Origin of the sequence: Shigella sp. FJ200513 (assembly GCF_040495915.1) — a bacterium.
GTDB lineage: Bacteria > Pseudomonadota > Gammaproteobacteria > Enterobacterales > Enterobacteriaceae > ECMA0423.
Window position 1 is genome coordinate 20,539 of sequence record NZ_JBDYCV010000037.1, and the last position, 15,001, is coordinate 35,539.

At 53.5% G+C, this 15,001-nt stretch carries 13 protein-coding genes and 1 pseudogene; 5 read left to right on the top strand and 9 right to left on the bottom strand.

The features are described 5' to 3' along the window. Nucleotides 1–7 precede the first annotated feature (7 nt). Genes ABZJ92_RS10345 through cecR form a run of 4 tightly spaced genes read right to left on the bottom strand, consistent with a single transcriptional unit; the run spans nt 8 to nt 4,532 of the window. On the bottom strand, nt 8–1,141 hold the full coding sequence (locus tag ABZJ92_RS10345) for an ABC transporter permease (RefSeq protein ID WP_000070107.1): 1,134 nt from the start codon (nt 1,139–1,141) through the stop codon (nt 8–10). Then, nucleotides 1,134–2,870, bottom strand: coding sequence for an ATP-binding cassette domain-containing protein (locus ABZJ92_RS10350; protein WP_000996107.1), 1,737 nt, complete (start codon nt 2,868–2,870; stop codon nt 1,134–1,136). Before ABZJ92_RS10350 ends, ABZJ92_RS10345 begins: the two co-directional genes overlap by 8 nt. Then, nucleotides 2,863–3,858, bottom strand: a complete 996-nt coding sequence (gene hlyD / locus ABZJ92_RS10355; RefSeq protein ID WP_000743444.1) for a secretion protein HlyD — start codon at nt 3,856–3,858, stop codon at nt 2,863–2,865. The genes ABZJ92_RS10350 and hlyD overlap by 8 nt, the downstream gene beginning before the upstream one ends. A 2-nt stretch (nt 3,859–3,860) precedes the next feature. Next, nucleotides 3,861–4,532 carry a DNA-binding transcriptional regulator CecR gene (gene cecR, locus ABZJ92_RS10360; RefSeq protein WP_001296991.1) on the bottom strand — a complete coding sequence of 224 codons (672 nt, stop codon included), beginning with the start codon at nt 4,530–4,532 and terminating at the stop codon, nt 3,861–3,863. Nucleotides 4,533–4,760: 228 nt separating this feature from the next. On the opposite strand from cecR, the gene rhlE reads away from it, so the two are divergent. Beyond that, nucleotides 4,761–5,981: an ATP-dependent RNA helicase RhlE gene (rhlE, locus tag ABZJ92_RS10365; protein WP_000007129.1), complete on the top strand. Its 1,221-nt coding sequence runs from the start codon at nt 4,761–4,763 to the stop codon at nt 5,979–5,981. A 173-nt stretch (nt 5,982–6,154) separates the two neighbouring features. On the opposite strand, the gene ybiA is transcribed toward rhlE, so the two are convergent. Then, the gene (gene ybiA / locus ABZJ92_RS10375; RefSeq protein WP_001145124.1) at nt 6,155–6,637 is read right to left on the bottom strand and encodes an N-glycosidase YbiA; all 483 of its coding nucleotides are present in this window, start codon (nt 6,635–6,637) and stop codon (nt 6,155–6,157) included. A gap of 119 nt (nt 6,638–6,756) precedes the next feature. Between ybiA and dinG the strand changes: the two genes are divergently transcribed. The 4 genes from dinG to ybiE all read left to right on the top strand — a co-directional run bounded on the left by dinG (nt 6,757) and on the right by ybiE (nt 11,249). Continuing rightward, nucleotides 6,757–8,907, top strand: a complete 2,151-nt coding sequence (gene dinG, locus ABZJ92_RS10380; protein ID WP_005048497.1) for an ATP-dependent DNA helicase DinG — start codon at nt 6,757–6,759, stop codon at nt 8,905–8,907. Nucleotides 8,908–8,934: 27 nt separating this feature from the next. Beyond that, a complete protein-coding gene (gene ybiB, locus ABZJ92_RS10385) occupies nt 8,935–9,897 on the top strand; it encodes a DNA-binding protein YbiB (protein WP_000386531.1) in 963 nt (320 codons plus the stop codon). Nucleotides 9,898–10,037: 140 nt separating this feature from the next. Next, nucleotides 10,038–11,123, top strand: coding sequence for a hydroxycarboxylate dehydrogenase HcXB (gene hcxB, locus ABZJ92_RS10390; RefSeq protein ID WP_000443521.1), 1,086 nt, complete (start codon nt 10,038–10,040; stop codon nt 11,121–11,123). Nucleotides 11,124–11,189: 66 nt separating this feature from the next. Next, a complete protein-coding gene (gene ybiE, locus ABZJ92_RS10395; RefSeq protein ID WP_211180490.1) occupies nt 11,190–11,249 on the top strand; it encodes a protein YbiE in 60 nt (19 codons plus the stop codon). A 102-nt stretch (nt 11,250–11,351) separates the two neighbouring features. On the opposite strand, the gene ybiJ is transcribed toward ybiE, so the two are convergent. From ybiJ to ABZJ92_RS10415, 4 genes and pseudogenes are all read right to left on the bottom strand, one after another. After that, complete coding sequence (ybiJ, locus tag ABZJ92_RS10400) at nt 11,352–11,612, bottom strand: DUF1471 family protein YbiJ (protein WP_000849301.1); 261 nt, start codon at nt 11,610–11,612, stop codon at nt 11,352–11,354. 264 nt (nt 11,613–11,876) lie between these two features. Next, nucleotides 11,877–12,143, bottom strand: a complete 267-nt coding sequence (ybiI, locus tag ABZJ92_RS10405) for a C4-type zinc finger protein YbiI (protein ID WP_000135439.1) — start codon at nt 12,141–12,143, stop codon at nt 11,877–11,879. Between the two features lie 73 nt (nt 12,144–12,216). Beyond that, nucleotides 12,217–12,894, bottom strand: a complete 678-nt coding sequence (ybiX, locus tag ABZJ92_RS10410; RefSeq protein WP_000990151.1) for a PKHD-type hydroxylase YbiX — start codon at nt 12,892–12,894, stop codon at nt 12,217–12,219. A gap of 41 nt (nt 12,895–12,935) precedes the next feature. Next, nucleotides 12,936–14,927, bottom strand: a pseudogene (locus ABZJ92_RS10415) (catecholate siderophore receptor Fiu); the annotation flags it as partial. Nucleotides 14,928–15,001 lie beyond the last annotated feature (74 nt).

Genomic DNA, 15,001 nt, shown 5'->3' on the forward strand with positions numbered 1-15,001 from the left:
CTTCTCCCTAATCCAGCCGACGTTTGGTTTTCAGCCACGTCAGGCCGATAAACATCACCGCCGAAGCGATCAAAAACAGCACGTTTACCACCAGCACCACTGGAATATTCCCGGCGAGGAACAGGCTTTGCAGGGTGCTGACGAAATAACGAGCGGGAATAATGTACGTCACCGCGCGGATCACCGCGGGCATACTGTCGATCTGAAAAATAAAGCCGGAAAGCATAATCGACGGCAGAAAAGCGGCGTTCAGGGCGACCTGAGCGGCATTGAACTGGTTGCGGGTAATCGTGGAAATCAGCAGCCCCATTCCCAGGGTACTGAGTAAAAACAGGCTGGAGATAAAAAACAGAATCAGCAGCGAACCGCGATACGGCACGCCGAGAATAAACACTGACACCAGCATACACAGCAACATCGCCAGCATCCCGAGAAAGTAATAAGGGATCAGCTTACACAGCAGCAGTTCCGTGCGGGTAATCTCCGTAGAGAGCAGAGCCTCCATGGTGCCGCGTTCCCATTCTCGCGCCACCACCAGCGAGGTGAGAATCGCGCCGATGACCGTCATGATAATGGTCACCGCACCCGGGATAATAAAGTGCTGGCTTATCGCCGCCGGGTTAAACCAGTAGCGGGTTTGTACATCAATAAGCGGTTCAAAAGTCTGCCCGTTGTCCTCCGCTCGCTGCATTTGCCAGATCTGCCAGATCCCTTCGACATACCCCTGCACAAAGTTAGCGGTATTCGGCTCACTGCCGTCGGTGATCACCTGAATCGGTGCGGTGGCGTTGGCGCGCTCCATCTGTTCGGCGAAATCCACGGGAATAACCACCAGACCGCGAATTTTCCCCGACTGCATTTTGGCGATCAGTTCCTGACGGTTATCGCTGATGGTGGCGTCGATGTAGGGCGAACCGGTCATGGTGTGGGTGAAATCCAGCGCCGCTTCGCTACGCTGTTCCAGCAAAATCCCGACCCGCAGCTTGCTGGAGTCGAGGTTAATGCCGTAACCAAAAATAAACAGCAGTAGCAGTGGGATCACTACCGCAATCAGCCAGCTACTCGGATCGCGAACGATCTGCCGCGTCTCTTTGACGCACAGCGCCCGCACGCGATGCCAGGAAAGGATCGGGTTACTCATTGCTATGCTCCTTATCCCAGTCGTGGATCAACTGAATAAAGGCTTGCTCCATGGTGGGATCGGGTTGCTCATCGTTAGCTGACTGTGCTTTCAAATCGTCCGGCGTACCGCTGGCGATTAATTTCCCACGGTACACCAGGCCGATGCGGTCGCAATATTCCGCTTCATCCATAAAGTGGGTGGTGACCATCACCGTGACGCCTTTCTCTACCATGCTGTTGATGTGCAGCCAAAATTCACGGCGGGTGAGGGGGTCAACGCCGGAAGTCGGTTCGTCGAGAAAGAGAATATCCGGTTCATGCATCAGCGAACAGGCCAGCGCCAGCCGCTGTTTAAAACCTAATGGCAGTTCATCGGTGGCGTGTGAGGCAATACTTTTCAGGCCAAATGCCTCGCTCATACGGGAGATTTTTTCGTTCTGCGCCCGACCGCGTAAGCCATACACACCAGAGAAAAAGCGTAAATTCTGTTCGACCGTCAGGTTGCCGTAGAGCGAAAATTTTTGCGCCATATAGCCGAGATGCTGGCGCGCTTTACCGGAACTCTCTTTCAGATCCATCCCCAGCACCAGCGCCTGGCCGGAAGTCGGCACCAGCAAACCGCACATCATCTTAAAGGTGGTCGATTTACCCGCGCCGTTTGGCCCCAGCAAACCAAAAATCTCCCCACGTTTAACGGCAAAGTTGACGTGATCGGTGGCGGCAAAATCACCAAATTTCTTGGTCAGTTCTTTCGCTTCGATCACCGTCTCGCCGGGTGTGCCTTCTACCGTATGCAATATTGCACCCAGCGGCGATTCTGAGGTTCCGGCACCGCCCAGCAAATCAATAAACGCATCTTCAAAACGCGGCGTAGTTTCGTTGATGTTGATTTCCGGCATCCCGTCGGCATGGCGAATATCGTCTGGTGTGGCCTCTTTTTTGAGGATCAGACGTACCGATTTCCCCTGAATCATGCCATCGCTGACCTGCGGCAGTTTCAAGGCGCGTTGCAACAGTTTGCGGTTGCCCTCGTGTGGACTGGTCATCAGAAAGCTGCGTCCGGCCATGGTTTGTGTCAGGGCTTTTGGTTCTCCCTGATACAGCAACTCGCCTTCGTTCATCAGTAACACGTCACGGCACTGCTCGGCTTCGTCGAGATACGAGGTACTCCAGAGGATTAACATCCCTTCGCCCGCCAGCTCATGCACCATCTGCCACAGTTCGCGCCGTGAGATAGGGTCAACGCCGACGCCGGGTTCATCGAGCAGCAACACTTTCGGTTCGCCCACCAGGGTACAGGCCAGGCCGAGTTTTTGTTTCATCCCACCGGAGAGCTTGCCCGCCAGGCGTCCGGTAAACGGCCCAAGAGACGTAAACTCCAGCAGGCGAGCAAAAGTTTGCTTACGTGCCTCGCCGGTGACGCTGCGCAAATCCGCGTACAGATTGAGGTTCTCCATCACCGTGAGATCTTCATACAGACCAAATTTCTGCGGCATATAGCCGAGCACGGCGTGCAGCGCGCCGTCGTTTTTGATCGGATCAAAGCCAATCACCGTGGCACTGCCGCTGTCGGGTTTCAGTAATCCCGCCAACATCCGCATCAGTGTGGTTTTACCTGCACCGTCCGGCCCCACCAACCCCGTCACATAACCGGCGTGAATGGTACAATCGAGCGGCGCGACGGCGGGCTTGTCCATGCCCGGAAAGCGTTTTTCCAGGCCGTTCAGCGTGATAACGGCATCATTCATGTCCTGCCTCGTCACCGAATTGTACCGTCACTGGCATTCCCTGGCGTAACGCATCATCGGCGTCGGTCACCACAATACGCAGGCGATAGACGAGGTCGGTACGCAGATCCGGTGTTTCGACGGTTTTCGGGGTAAATTCAGCAGTCGGCGAAACGAAACCAATCTGCCCGTGATACGGCTTGTCCGGGCGACCATCGGTATAAAGCAGCACTTTGCGCCCCGGCTGGGCCTGGTCAAGATTCCGTTCATCAACATAAGCGCGCACCCACACCGGACGCGTTAGTGAAACGGTAAACACCGTGCCACCTTCATTGAGAACCGTGCCTGGCTCTACCGCGCGCGTTAACAGCGTGCCATCAGACGGTGCTATCAACGTTGAGTCCTGTAAATTCAGCTCCGCCTGCGCCAGTTGCGCCTGCGCCTGTTCGAGGCTGGCTTTCGCCTGAGCGATGTCCTGTTCACGGTTACCGGAACGGTACTGACGCAATTTATCCTGTGCTGATTTCAGCGTTGCCTGTGCCTGGTCGCGCGAGGAGCGGGCATTTTCCAGGTCATTTGCCGAAATGGTGCGGCTTTTCCACAGTCCTTGCTGGCGGTTATAGAAGTTCTGCGCATAGTCATAGGCGGCTTGCGCCTGTTTCACCGCTGCGGCGGCCTGAGCGATTTCTTCATCGCGATACCCGGCAAGCATCAGATCATACTGCGCCTGTGCCACCGAGACGCCCGCTTTCGCCTGCATCAGGGCAATCTCATACGGCTTGTGATCCAGTTCGCCCAGCACCTGGCCCGCTTTGATAGCATCACCTTCGTCCACCGCCAGCGATTCAACGCGCCCCCCAACACGGAAACTAAGATTCACCGTACGAATATCCACGTTGCCATACAGCGTCAGGCCGTTATCCTGGCGGCTTTGATACCACCAGTAGCCTCCGGCAACCACGGCGGCAAGTACCACTACCGCCAGTCCGATCACGACAGGTTTTTTCATCACTACAAACTCCTTTGCGATAATCCTTGCAAAATCAGGTCGATATGACAGGTCACCGTCTGGTTGATCAGTTCGGTCTTTTCTTCATCGAACGCGGTCCAGCCGGTACGTAACAGAATTGTTTCTTTGCCAAGACGGAACGCCAGAATCTCACCAATCAACGCATGGGTATGAAGGATCATGCGGGTGTCATTAGCGTCGCAGCCGGTCCAGGCGGCAATCAGGCGTGTCAGGTGGCTGTGTAGCGGACTAATCACCTGTTCGTGCACCAGGTGGTAGGCTGCCGTGGGAGAGAGCTGCTCACGGGAGATAAACTTGCTGAGGTTGACGGTGTCATCCTGGGTGAGCAGCTTAATCATGTTCCTGCAGGCGCGAAGGATCAGTTCACGGATGGCAGCCCGATCAGGCTGTGGTTGGGCGAACAAGCGTTCGGCTTCCTCGGCATGCGGACGGAACTGCTCGCCAATAAAATCGGCAATCCACTGGGCGCAGGCGAGGTACAAATCTTCTTTCGAACCGAAGTAGTAGGTGATGGCAGCGATATTCTGCCCGGCCTGGGCGGCTATCTCGCGGGTGGTGGCGTTCATTCCATATTCACCAAACTGCGCCAGTGCGGCAGCAATCAGCTGTTTTTTCGCCTGTTCACCCTTGATTGTCATGGCAGGATTATTCATCGCACAGTCCATTCTTAATCAAATGATTGATTAAGATTATGACTCCATATGGGAGTTGTCCAGTATGGCTAAGAATTTTAGCTACGCCAGTCACAGGGATAATTTATGCGCTGCGTCACAAAAACTGCTACACTCCGCTCCCTCATGACATTGTGGTTTTTGTCATTTTCCTTTTCAGTATCTCCCTGAAAACTACACCGGTAACGGTCGGGGCGGTTCGGAGTAGTTATGTCTTTCGATTCTTTGGGTTTAAGCCCTGATATCCTGCGCGCCGTTGCCGAGCAGGGTTACCGTGAACCCACCCCTATTCAGCAGCAGGCGATCCCTGCTGTGCTGGAAGGCCGCGACCTGATGGCTAGCGCCCAGACCGGCACCGGCAAAACAGCGGGCTTTACGCTGCCGCTGTTGCAACACCTGATCACTCGCCAGCCGCACGCCAAAGGGCGTCGTCCGGTACGTGCGCTCATTCTTACCCCGACCCGTGAACTGGCGGCACAGATTGGCGAAAACGTCCGTGATTACAGCAAATACCTGAACATTCGTTCGCTGGTGGTGTTTGGCGGTGTCAGCATTAACCCACAAATGATGAAGTTGCGCGGCGGCGTTGATGTGCTGGTGGCAACGCCGGGACGTTTGCTGGACCTGGAACATCAAAATGCAGTGAAGCTGGATCAGGTTGAAATCCTCGTCCTCGATGAAGCTGACCGCATGCTCGACATGGGCTTTATCCACGATATCCGTCGCGTGTTAACAAAACTGCCAGCGAAACGCCAGAACCTGCTGTTCTCTGCGACCTTCTCTGACGATATTAAAGCCCTGGCGGAAAAACTGTTGCACAACCCGCTGGAAATCGAAGTGGCACGCCGCAATACCGCGTCTGATCAGGTGACCCAGCACGTTCACTTTGTCGATAAGAAACGCAAACGCGAATTGCTGTCGCACATGATTGGTAAAGGGAACTGGCAGCAGGTGCTGGTGTTTACCCGTACCAAACACGGCGCTAACCATCTGGCTGAGCAGCTCAATAAAGATGGCATCCGTAGTGTGGCGATCCACGGGAATAAATCGCAAGGTGCGCGTACCCGTGCGCTGGCTGATTTTAAATCGGGTGACATTCGCGTACTGGTGGCGACCGATATCGCTGCGCGCGGTCTGGATATCGAAGAGTTGCCGCACGTCGTCAACTATGAACTGCCAAACGTACCGGAAGATTATGTCCACCGTATCGGGCGTACCGGTCGTGCGGCTGCTACCGGTGAAGCGTTGTCGCTGGTGTGTGTTGATGAACACAAACTGCTGCGTGATATCGAAAAACTGCTGAAAAAAGAGATCCCGCGCATTGCGATTCCGGGCTATGAGCCGGACCCGTCAATCAAAGCCGAACCGATCCAGAACGGTCGCCAGCAACGTGGCGGCATCAGGCTGATGAACAAACGCAAAACTGCCTGATGCGCTACGCTTATCAGGCCTACGTGAACTCTGCAATATATTGAATTTGCATGCTTTTGTAGGCCGGATAAGGCGTTTACGCCGCATCCGGCATTTCACAACAAGCACTTGTCAGCAATTTGAGAACACGGGAAAAAATTTATCTGTTTTACCGCCCATAAGCCACCGAGACGTTACTTCTCTATAGCCAATTGTTCGCGCAACTCCATTAAAAGGTAGCCCAGTCGATTCTTGCCCTTACCATTACCACCGTCTCCCCAGTAAGCATCGTTTTCCGTATGCTCAACCAGTTTTGCGGGCGCGGTTGCCAGCAAGAGCACACGCAGTTCTGCATGCTGTTCGAATTTAGCGCGAAGTGCTTTACGCATCACCTGTTCTTTAACCGACTCCCAGTTTTTACGAAGTGGCTTGGAACGATTACGCCCCATGCGAGCGGCGACCATGGGGGAAGAAACCCGACGGATCTCTTCGCGGTATTTTTCATCAAGGAATTTTTGTGCCTGAAAATAGTGTTCGGAGGTGGGCCAGGTATTCCCGTCAACCTTGATGGGCCTGGCGGCAAAGTTAGAAAAATCACCGTAGTCATCGCTGGTGCTGTAGAAATTTATGATGGTGTCTTGCATGACGTGTTGGATCCTTTGTGCTCGAACGGGCATTAAACCGCATTATGTTGGTGGTTATTGCGAGCCGCTTTCCAGAAACAGAAAAACCATTACCCCTGAAAACCGAAAAATGCCACAATATTGGCTGTTTATACAGTATTTCAGGTTTTCTCATGGCATTAACCGCCGCGCTTAAAGCGCAAATTGCCGCCTGGTATAAGGCGCTTCAGGAACAGATCCCCGACTTTATTCCCCGTGCGCCGCAGCGGCAGATGATTGCGGACGTCGCCAAAACGCTGGCCGGAGAAGAAGGGCGGCATCTGGCGATTGAAGCCCCCACCGGCGTTGGGAAAACGCTCTCCTATTTGATCCCCGGCATCGCCATTGCCCGCGAAGAGCAAAAAACGCTGGTGGTGAGTACCGCCAACGTGGCGTTGCAGGATCAGATTTACAGCAAAGATTTACCGCTGCTGAAAAAGATCATTCCCGATCTTAAATTCACTGCCGCTTTCGGGCGTGGGCGCTACGTTTGTCCACGTAATCTGACGGCGCTCGCCAGCACTGAACCCACGCAACAGGATCTGCTGGCGTTTCTTGACGACGAACTGACGCCAAATAATCAGGAAGAGCAAAAACGTTGTGCGAAGCTGAAGGGCGATCTCGACACTTATAAATGGGATGGTCTGCGCGATCATACGGATATCGCTATAGATGATGATCTCTGGCGTCGTTTGAGTACCGACAAAGCCAGCTGCCTCAACCGTAACTGTTACTACTATCGTGAATGCCCGTTTTTTGTTACTCGTCGGGAGATTCAGGAAGCGGAAGTGGTGGTGGCAAACCATGCGCTGGTGATGGCGGCGATGGAAAGCGAAGCCGTACTGCCTGACCCGAAAAATCTGCTGCTGGTGCTGGACGAAGGTCATCACCTGCCAGATGTGGCCCGGGATGCGCTGGAGATGAGCGCTGAAATCACCGTGCCCTGGTATCGACTACAGCTGGACTTGTTCACGAAACTGGTCGCTACCTGCATGGAGCAGTTTCGCCCGAAGACCATCCCACCGCTGGCGATCCCTGAACGTTTGAATGCGCATTGTGAAGAGTTGTATGAGCTTATCGCCTCGTTAAACAACATTCTCAATCTCTACATGCCTGCCGGGCAGGAGGCAGAGCACCGTTTTGCGATGGGCGAACTGCCTGATGAATTGCTGGAGATCTGCCAGCGGCTGGCAAAACTCACCGAGATGCTGCGTGGTCTGGCGGAGTTATTTCTTAACGATTTAAGTGAGAAAACCGGCAGCCACGATATTGTGCGTCTGCATCGGTTGATTTTACAGATGAACCGCGCGCTGGGGATGTTTGAGGTGCAAAGCAAACTCTGGCGGCTGGCGTCTCTGGCGCAATCTTCCGGTGCGCCGGTGACCAAATGGGCGACGCGGGAAGAGCGCGAAGGGCAGCTACACCTCTGGTTTCACTGCGTGGGAATACGTGTCAGCGATCAGCTGGAAAGGCTGCTGTGGCGCAGTATTCCGCACATTATTGTCACCTCCGCAACCTTGCGTTCGCTGAATAGTTTTTCGCGTTTGCAGGAGATGAGTGGTCTGAAAGAGAAAGCGGGCGACCGTTTTGTGGCGCTGGATTCCCCCTTTAACCACTGCGAACAGGGCAAAATTGTTATTCCCCGGATGCGCTTTGAGCCTTCCATCGACAACGAAGAGCAACACATTGCCGAAATGGCGGCCTTTTTCCGTGAACAGGTGGAGAGCAAAAAATATCTCGGTATGTTGGTACTGTTTGCCAGCGGACGGGCGATGCAGCGCTTTCTCGACTATGTGACGGATTTACGCCTGATGTTGCTGGTGCAGGGCGATCAGCCGCGTTATCGCTTAGTTGAACTGCACCGCAAACGCGTTGCCAACGGTGAGCGTAGCGTGCTGGTGGGCTTACAGTCATTTGCCGAAGGGCTTGATTTGAAAGGTGATCTGCTCAGCCAGGTGCATATCCACAAAATCGCTTTTCCGCCCATCGACAGCCCGGTGGTGATCACCGAAGGGGAATGGCTGAAAAGCCTCAACCGCTATCCGTTTGAGGTGCAAAGCCTGCCGAGCGCCTCGTTTAACCTGATTCAGCAGGTTGGGCGACTGATTCGAAGCCACGGTTGCTGGGGCGAAGTGGTTATCTACGACAAACGCTTGCTGACAAAAAATTATGGCAAGCGACTACTGGATGCATTACCGGTATTTCCGATAGAGCAACCGGAAGTCCCTGAAGGTATAGTTAAAAAGAAAGAAAAAACGAAATCCCCACGCCGTCGGCGGCGTTAATGATGTGAGTCAGGTAAGGAGTCGTAAATGGACTATCGCAAAATCATTAAAGAGATCGGGCGCGGGAAAAACCACGCGCGCGATTTAGACCGGGATACTGCGCGCGGTCTGTATGCTCATATGCTCAATGGTGAAGTCCCTGACCTTGAGTTGGGCGGCGTATTGATTGCGCTGCGTATCAAAGGGGAAGGGGAAGCAGAGATGCTCGGCTTTTACGAAGCCATGCAAAATCACACCATCAAGCTGACGCCGCCTGCAGGCAAGCCGATGCCGATTGTCATCCCCAGTTACAACGGCGCGCGTAAACAGGCTAACCTGACGCCATTATTGGCGATTCTGCTGCATAAACTCGGTTTTCCTGTGGTGGTTCACGGAGTTAGCGAAGATCCAACTCGCGTGCTGACAGAAACCATTTTCGAACTGATGGGTATTACACCAACGTTGCACGGCGGGCAGGCGCAGGCGAAGCTCGACGAACATCAACCGGTGTTTATGCCTGTCGGCGCGTTTTGCCCGCCGCTGGAAAAACAACTGGCGATGCGCTGGCGGATGGGCGTGCGTAACAGTGCACATACCCTGGCGAAACTGGCGACGCCATTTGCCGAAGGTGAGGCACTGTGTCTTTCCAGCGTTTCGCATCCGGAATACATTGGACGCGTCGCGAAGTTCTTTAGCGATATCGGCGGGTGGGCGTTACTAATGCATGGTACTGAAGGCGAAGTGTATGCTAATCCGCAGCGCTGCCCGCAGATCAATCTCATTGACCGTGAAGGGATGCGGGTGCTGTATGAAAAACAGGACCCTGCTGGTAGCGAGTTACTGCCACAAGCAAAAGATCCGGAAACCACGGCGCAGTGGACTGAGCGTTGCCTGGCTGGCAGCGAAGCGATTCCCGAATCGCTGAAAATCCAGATGGCTTGCTGCCTGGTGGCTACGGGTGAAGCGGCAACTATCAGCGATGGCCTGGCGCGCGTTAATCAGGCATTTTAATTTTTATCTCAGCCGGATGAGCCACGTCATCCGGCTTTTACCCCACCGCAATATGAAATTCCTGCATCTTTATTGACCTTCCCGCGCCCGGCGTGCAGCATAAAAAAACAACAAACACATAACATAAACAGGAGTTAACCATGGAAAGTGGTCATCGCTTTGATGCTCAGACGCTGCACAGTTTTATTCAGGCTGTATTTCGTCAGATGGGTAGCGAGGAACAAGAAGCGAAATTAGTTGCCGATCATTTAATCGCGGCAAACCTGGCAGGGCATGATTCTCATGGTATTGGCATGATCCCAAGCTATGTGCGTTCCTGGAGTCAGGGGCATCTGCAAATTAACCATCATGCCAAAATCGTTAAAGAGGCGGGGGCGGCAGTCACGCTCGATGGCGATCGCGCATTCGGTCAGGTCGCGGCACACGAAGCGATGGCGCTGGGGATTGAGAAAGCGCATCAGCACGGTATTGCTGCCGTGGCGCTACATAACTCGCATCATATCGGCCGTATCGGTTACTGGGCGGAGCAGTGTTCAGCGGCGGGGTTTGTCTCTATCCACTTTGTTAGCGTGGTCGGTATTCCAATGGTCGCGCCGTTCCACGGTCGCGACAGCCGCTTTGGCACCAATCCCTTCTGTGTGGTTTTCCCTCGTAAAGATAATTTCCCGCTGTTGCTTGATTACGCCACCAGCGCCATTGCATTTGGCAAAACCCGCGTCGCCTGGCATAAAGGCGTCCCCGTGCCGCCAGGTTGCCTGATTGACGTTAACGGCGTGCCGACGACCAATCCGGCGGTAATGCAGGAGTCGCCGTTGGGGTCGCTGTTGACCTTTGCCGAACATAAAGGCTACGCCCTTGCAGCGATGTGTGAAATTCTTGGCGGGGCGCTTTCTGGCGGTAAAACGACGCATCAGGAAACGTTGCAAACCAGCCCCGATGCCATTCTTAACTGCATGACCACTATCATCATCAACCCGGAACTGTTCGGCGCGCCGGATTGTAACGCGCAGACCGAAGCCTTTGCCGAGTGGGTGAAAGCCTCGCCGCATGATGACGATAAGCCGATTTTGCTACCGGGCGAGTGGGAAGTGAACACGCGTCGCGAACGGCAGGAGCAGGGGATTCCATTGGATGCGGGAAGCTGGCAGGCCATTTGTGATGCGGCGCGGCAGATTGGTATGTCGGAAGAGACGTTGCAGGCTTTCTGTCAGCAGTTAGCCAGCTAAAAAAAAGCCCGTCCAGTGGCGGACGGGCAAACAAGGGTAACATAGGATCAATGAGGGTTAGAGCATATGCGTCTGTCGGCAAACAGACAGGGAAATACTTGTGCTGGACGTAGCGTAAACGCCTGATCCGTCCAACGGTTCGGATTTTGTAGGCCTGATAAGACGCGGTAGCGTCGCATCAGGCATCTGTTGCCGGATGCGGCATAAACGCCTTATCCGTCCTACGAATTACTTATAAATTACCGCAGTACCGCTTAATTTATTGTTGTTGGTGGCGGAAGTGATGCTGTATCCACTGGCACCGGCTGCCGCCGCTTTCTCAGCCAGTTTCGCTTCCAGGGCATCGAGGGTGGATGCGCCATCGGCAGAAACCACGCCGATTTTATTCATGTTCTGTGCCTGGGATGCCGTTACCGGTTCCGCCGCGAACACGCCAAATGACAGAGTTGAAAGAGCCATAGCAGCAACAACAGTATTGATAGTTTTCATAATTAATCTCTCGCAGGTGATTTTTGTATAAGTGACGTTGTTTCGTCGATGTGATGAGTATCACGTTTTTTTACGAGAGATAAAATCGAAGAGAATTGACCGCCTTGTTCAAATAAATTGATTGATATCTAACATACTGATAAACCATTTATTTGTTGTACTTATGGACTTGTTTTATGCCGCGTGGCAGTCACAGCAGCGTTAAAGGCACGGAATGCCACGCAAAATACAAATTATACTCGCTATGCATCTCGCCAGTTGTAGTTAACGTAACTGTCTGTCTTTCGAACCTCTGCGATTATATCCTGTATACGCTGGTTTTTGTAAATCTTTCTCCTGCTGACAATGAATACATAAGCGCACGCCAGGAATGGCTTCCCGACGGGCTTGCGGGATGGGGGCACCGCACTCTTCACATTCATACAGGCTTTCGCCACGCGGAATTTCACCCCGAGCGCGGGCAATCGCATCTTCAATTGTACTGTTGATCTGTTCGTTGACGGCGTCATCGTTAGCCCAAGCGGATGCCATATCGTCCTCCCCATATCAATGCTTGTACAGTTAAGTGTAGCTAATATAGGGACGAACCTGGGCAGTTCAAGCGTCAGATCTCCGACCATTCCCGCAGCAGATTATGATAAAGATTGAGCAGCGACAGGATCTCTTCATTTTCACCATAGCGGCTTTTCAGCGACTGAATATTTTTGTCCAGTTCAAACAGCATGGCGCGCTTTTTATCATCGCGGATCATCGACTGGATCCACATAAATGATGCCACTCGTACGCCGCGGGTTACGGGTGTCACGCAATGCAGGCTGCTGGAGGGATACAACACCAGATCACCTGCCGGGAGTTTTACCCGATGTTGTCCAAAGGTGTCATTAACGACCAGTTCGCCGCCGTCGTAGCTTTGTGGATCGCTTAAAAACAGCGTGGCAGAAAGGTCAGTGCGCATCCAGCCGTTTTGTGGATGGCTGCGTACTGCGCCATCCACATGGAAACCATAGGTTTCATTGTTCTGATAGCGATTAAACAGCGGCGTGGAAAGGGTACGCGGCAAGGCAGCGGCAAAGAACAATGCATGTTGGTTAACCGCGTTCAGCACCTCATTTTGCAGTGCGGCGTATAACGCGCTGCGGGTGTCTACTTGCTGATTGTTCTTAACTTGTGCACCTTGTGCTCCGGTGGTGACGCGTCCATCCACCCATTCGGCTTGTTCCAGTTGTTCGCGAAAATGGGCGACGTCCTGTGGCGATAACACGCCGGGAATGTGGTACATCATACAAGTTCTCCAAAAAGTGGGGCCTGCGCCCCACATCTGAATCAGAAATGCATATTGGCTGTGAGCAAGAAGGTTCTTGGCTCGCCCGGGTGATAACGGTAGCCGCTCTTGTTGATTGAGGCGACGTAATCGGTATCAAACAGGTTGTAAACGTTTAGCTGGAAGTCGAGATTGCGATTAACCCGATACCCCAGTTTGGCATCGGCGACCCAGTAACCTTCTGTAAATGCTGGCGTTCCCACCGCGCCGTCTGAACCTTTATGTATACTGCCGATATAGCGTGCGCCCGCGCCAACAGAGATATCATCGGTTGCCTGATATTGGCTCCATAAGGTGAAGGCGTGCTCCGGGGTATACGGCAGCGATGAGGAACCATCCTGGGCAACATCTTTGCCGTTTTTGATGGTTGCTTTTTGCTGGGTATAGCCGCCAATCACCTGCCACGCGGGAGTGATATTCCCTGCCACGGATATCTCATAGCCTTCGACGCGTTTCTTACCGTATTGCGAGTAAGTCCCGTCATCATTTTGCTCAACTTCATTTTCGATATCAGTACGGAACAGCGCGGCGGTGAGCAACAGGCGTTTATCCAGAACCTGCCATTTGGTGCCAATCTCGCTGGTGTTGGCTTTTTGCGGTTTAAAATCGGTGCGGTTGGCACTGTTACCACTGCCAGACTGCGCAAGGGCGAAGTTGTTGCCGCCCGGAGGCTGCTGGGAAACGGCATAGTTAATATAGACATTGCCGTTTTCCGTCAGGTGGTACAGCGCCCCGGCTTTCCAGTTCACCAGATTGCCCGACTTGGCGGTGTCGACGGTGGTGACTGGAGAACCTTTTGCCACACCAGCTGGGCAGGTGATGGCACCGCGTCCGCTGCCGCCGCAGGCGGTGGCACTGTCATATTCAGTATGATAATTATCCAGACGGATCCCGCCGTTCAGCTCAAAATCACGGGTGATTTGCAGCGTATCGAAGGCGTAAATTGCGAAGGTATCCGTCTGACCATTGGCGTTTGCGCCGTTGCGCGTCAGGCCGCCGGGATGAATTCTGCTGTCAGGATGATAAATATTTACCGCCGGTAACGTCACCGGATTAACGCCATAGTTAGTCTGCGTTTCACGGGTAAATTCCACGCCGGTACTGACATCATGACCGATAGAACCGGTATAGAACGTCGAGGTCAGGTTGGTCTGGTTGGTGAGAATTTTATTACTCACATCTTTGGTATTCGCCGTGCGTGACTAGGTCCAGCTATTCACATCGCTGGTGGGCTGAGTAATATTCGACGCCCCGCCCATAATCGCCGTCATCAGGTAATCCTGCTTTACGCGCGACCAACGGGTAGTATTGCGAATGGTGGTGTTATCGTTGATGTCGTGCTCAAAACGCATGGTGGCGGTGTCGGTGGTCGAATCGTCGTAATCGGAATCCGTGCCGTAAAAGTTATGAGTATCAACTTTTCCGGAATGATTCAGGGCCGCCGCTCCCGCAGATGGGGCAGAATAGCCCGGCAAACCGATGGTCGGAATGCCGCCGTCTGGCGTGTTGTGCTGAGTGACATGCAGATAATTAAGATACAAACGATTTGCTGTACCAAGGCCAAAAGCGACAGAAGGGGCGACGCCGTAACGCTCATTTTTGACTTTGTCGCGTCCGGCATCGTGGGTTTTTTCGCCCATCACATTCAGGCGCACCGCGGTAGTATCACCAATGACCTGATTGACGTCCAGCGTGCCGCGGCGGAACCAGGCGCTGCCAATACTGGCGGAGGCGTCAATGCCGGAATCATTGCGCGGCTGCTTGCTGATCATATTGATCGAGCCTGTCGGTGCGCTGCGCCCGTAGTCGGTGCCGGACGGCCCTTTAATCACTTCGACCTGCTCGGTATTGAAGGTGTCGCGCGAGACGCTGCCGATATCGCGAATACCATCAATATAAATACTGTTAGAGGTATCGGCACCACGCATATAAATGGCGTCGCCAGTGGTGGAGTTACCGTTCTCACCCGCAAAAAACGCACCCACGCCGGGGTAATGCCGATCAGTTAAGGATCAGTTGACCGATCCAGTGGCTGTGTAAGAATCCGGAAACGCTCACTTGTTTCCGG

Bases quoted from the DNA above. Each gene is read 5' to 3' on its own strand.
- dinG (WP_005048497.1), top strand. From the start codon at position 6,757: ATGGCATTAACCGCCGCGCTTAAAGCGCAAATTGCCGCCTGGTATAAG.
- hlyD (WP_000743444.1), bottom strand. From the start codon at position 3,858: ATGAAAAAACCTGTCGTGATCGGACTGGCGGTAGTGGTACTTGCCGCC.
- hcxB (WP_000443521.1), top strand. From the start codon at position 10,038: ATGGAAAGTGGTCATCGCTTTGATGCTCAGACGCTGCACAGTTTTATT.
- ABZJ92_RS10345 (WP_000070107.1), bottom strand. From the start codon at position 1,141: ATGAGTAACCCGATCCTTTCCTGGCATCGCGTGCGGGCGCTGTGCGTC.
- ABZJ92_RS10350 (WP_000996107.1), bottom strand. From the start codon at position 2,870: ATGAATGATGCCGTTATCACGCTGAACGGCCTGGAAAAACGCTTTCCG.
- ybiX (WP_000990151.1), bottom strand. From the start codon at position 12,894: ATGATGTACCACATTCCCGGCGTGTTATCGCCACAGGACGTCGCCCAT.
- ybiI (WP_000135439.1), bottom strand. From the start codon at position 12,143: ATGGCATCCGCTTGGGCTAACGATGACGCCGTCAACGAACAGATCAAC.
- ybiB (WP_000386531.1), top strand. From the start codon at position 8,935: ATGGACTATCGCAAAATCATTAAAGAGATCGGGCGCGGGAAAAACCAC.
- ybiJ (WP_000849301.1), bottom strand. From the start codon at position 11,612: ATGAAAACTATCAATACTGTTGTTGCTGCTATGGCTCTTTCAACTCTG.
- rhlE (WP_000007129.1), top strand. From the start codon at position 4,761: ATGTCTTTCGATTCTTTGGGTTTAAGCCCTGATATCCTGCGCGCCGTT.
- cecR (WP_001296991.1), bottom strand. From the start codon at position 4,532: ATGAATAATCCTGCCATGACAATCAAGGGTGAACAGGCGAAAAAACAG.
- ybiA (WP_001145124.1), bottom strand. From the start codon at position 6,637: ATGCCCGTTCGAGCACAAAGGATCCAACACGTCATGCAAGACACCATC.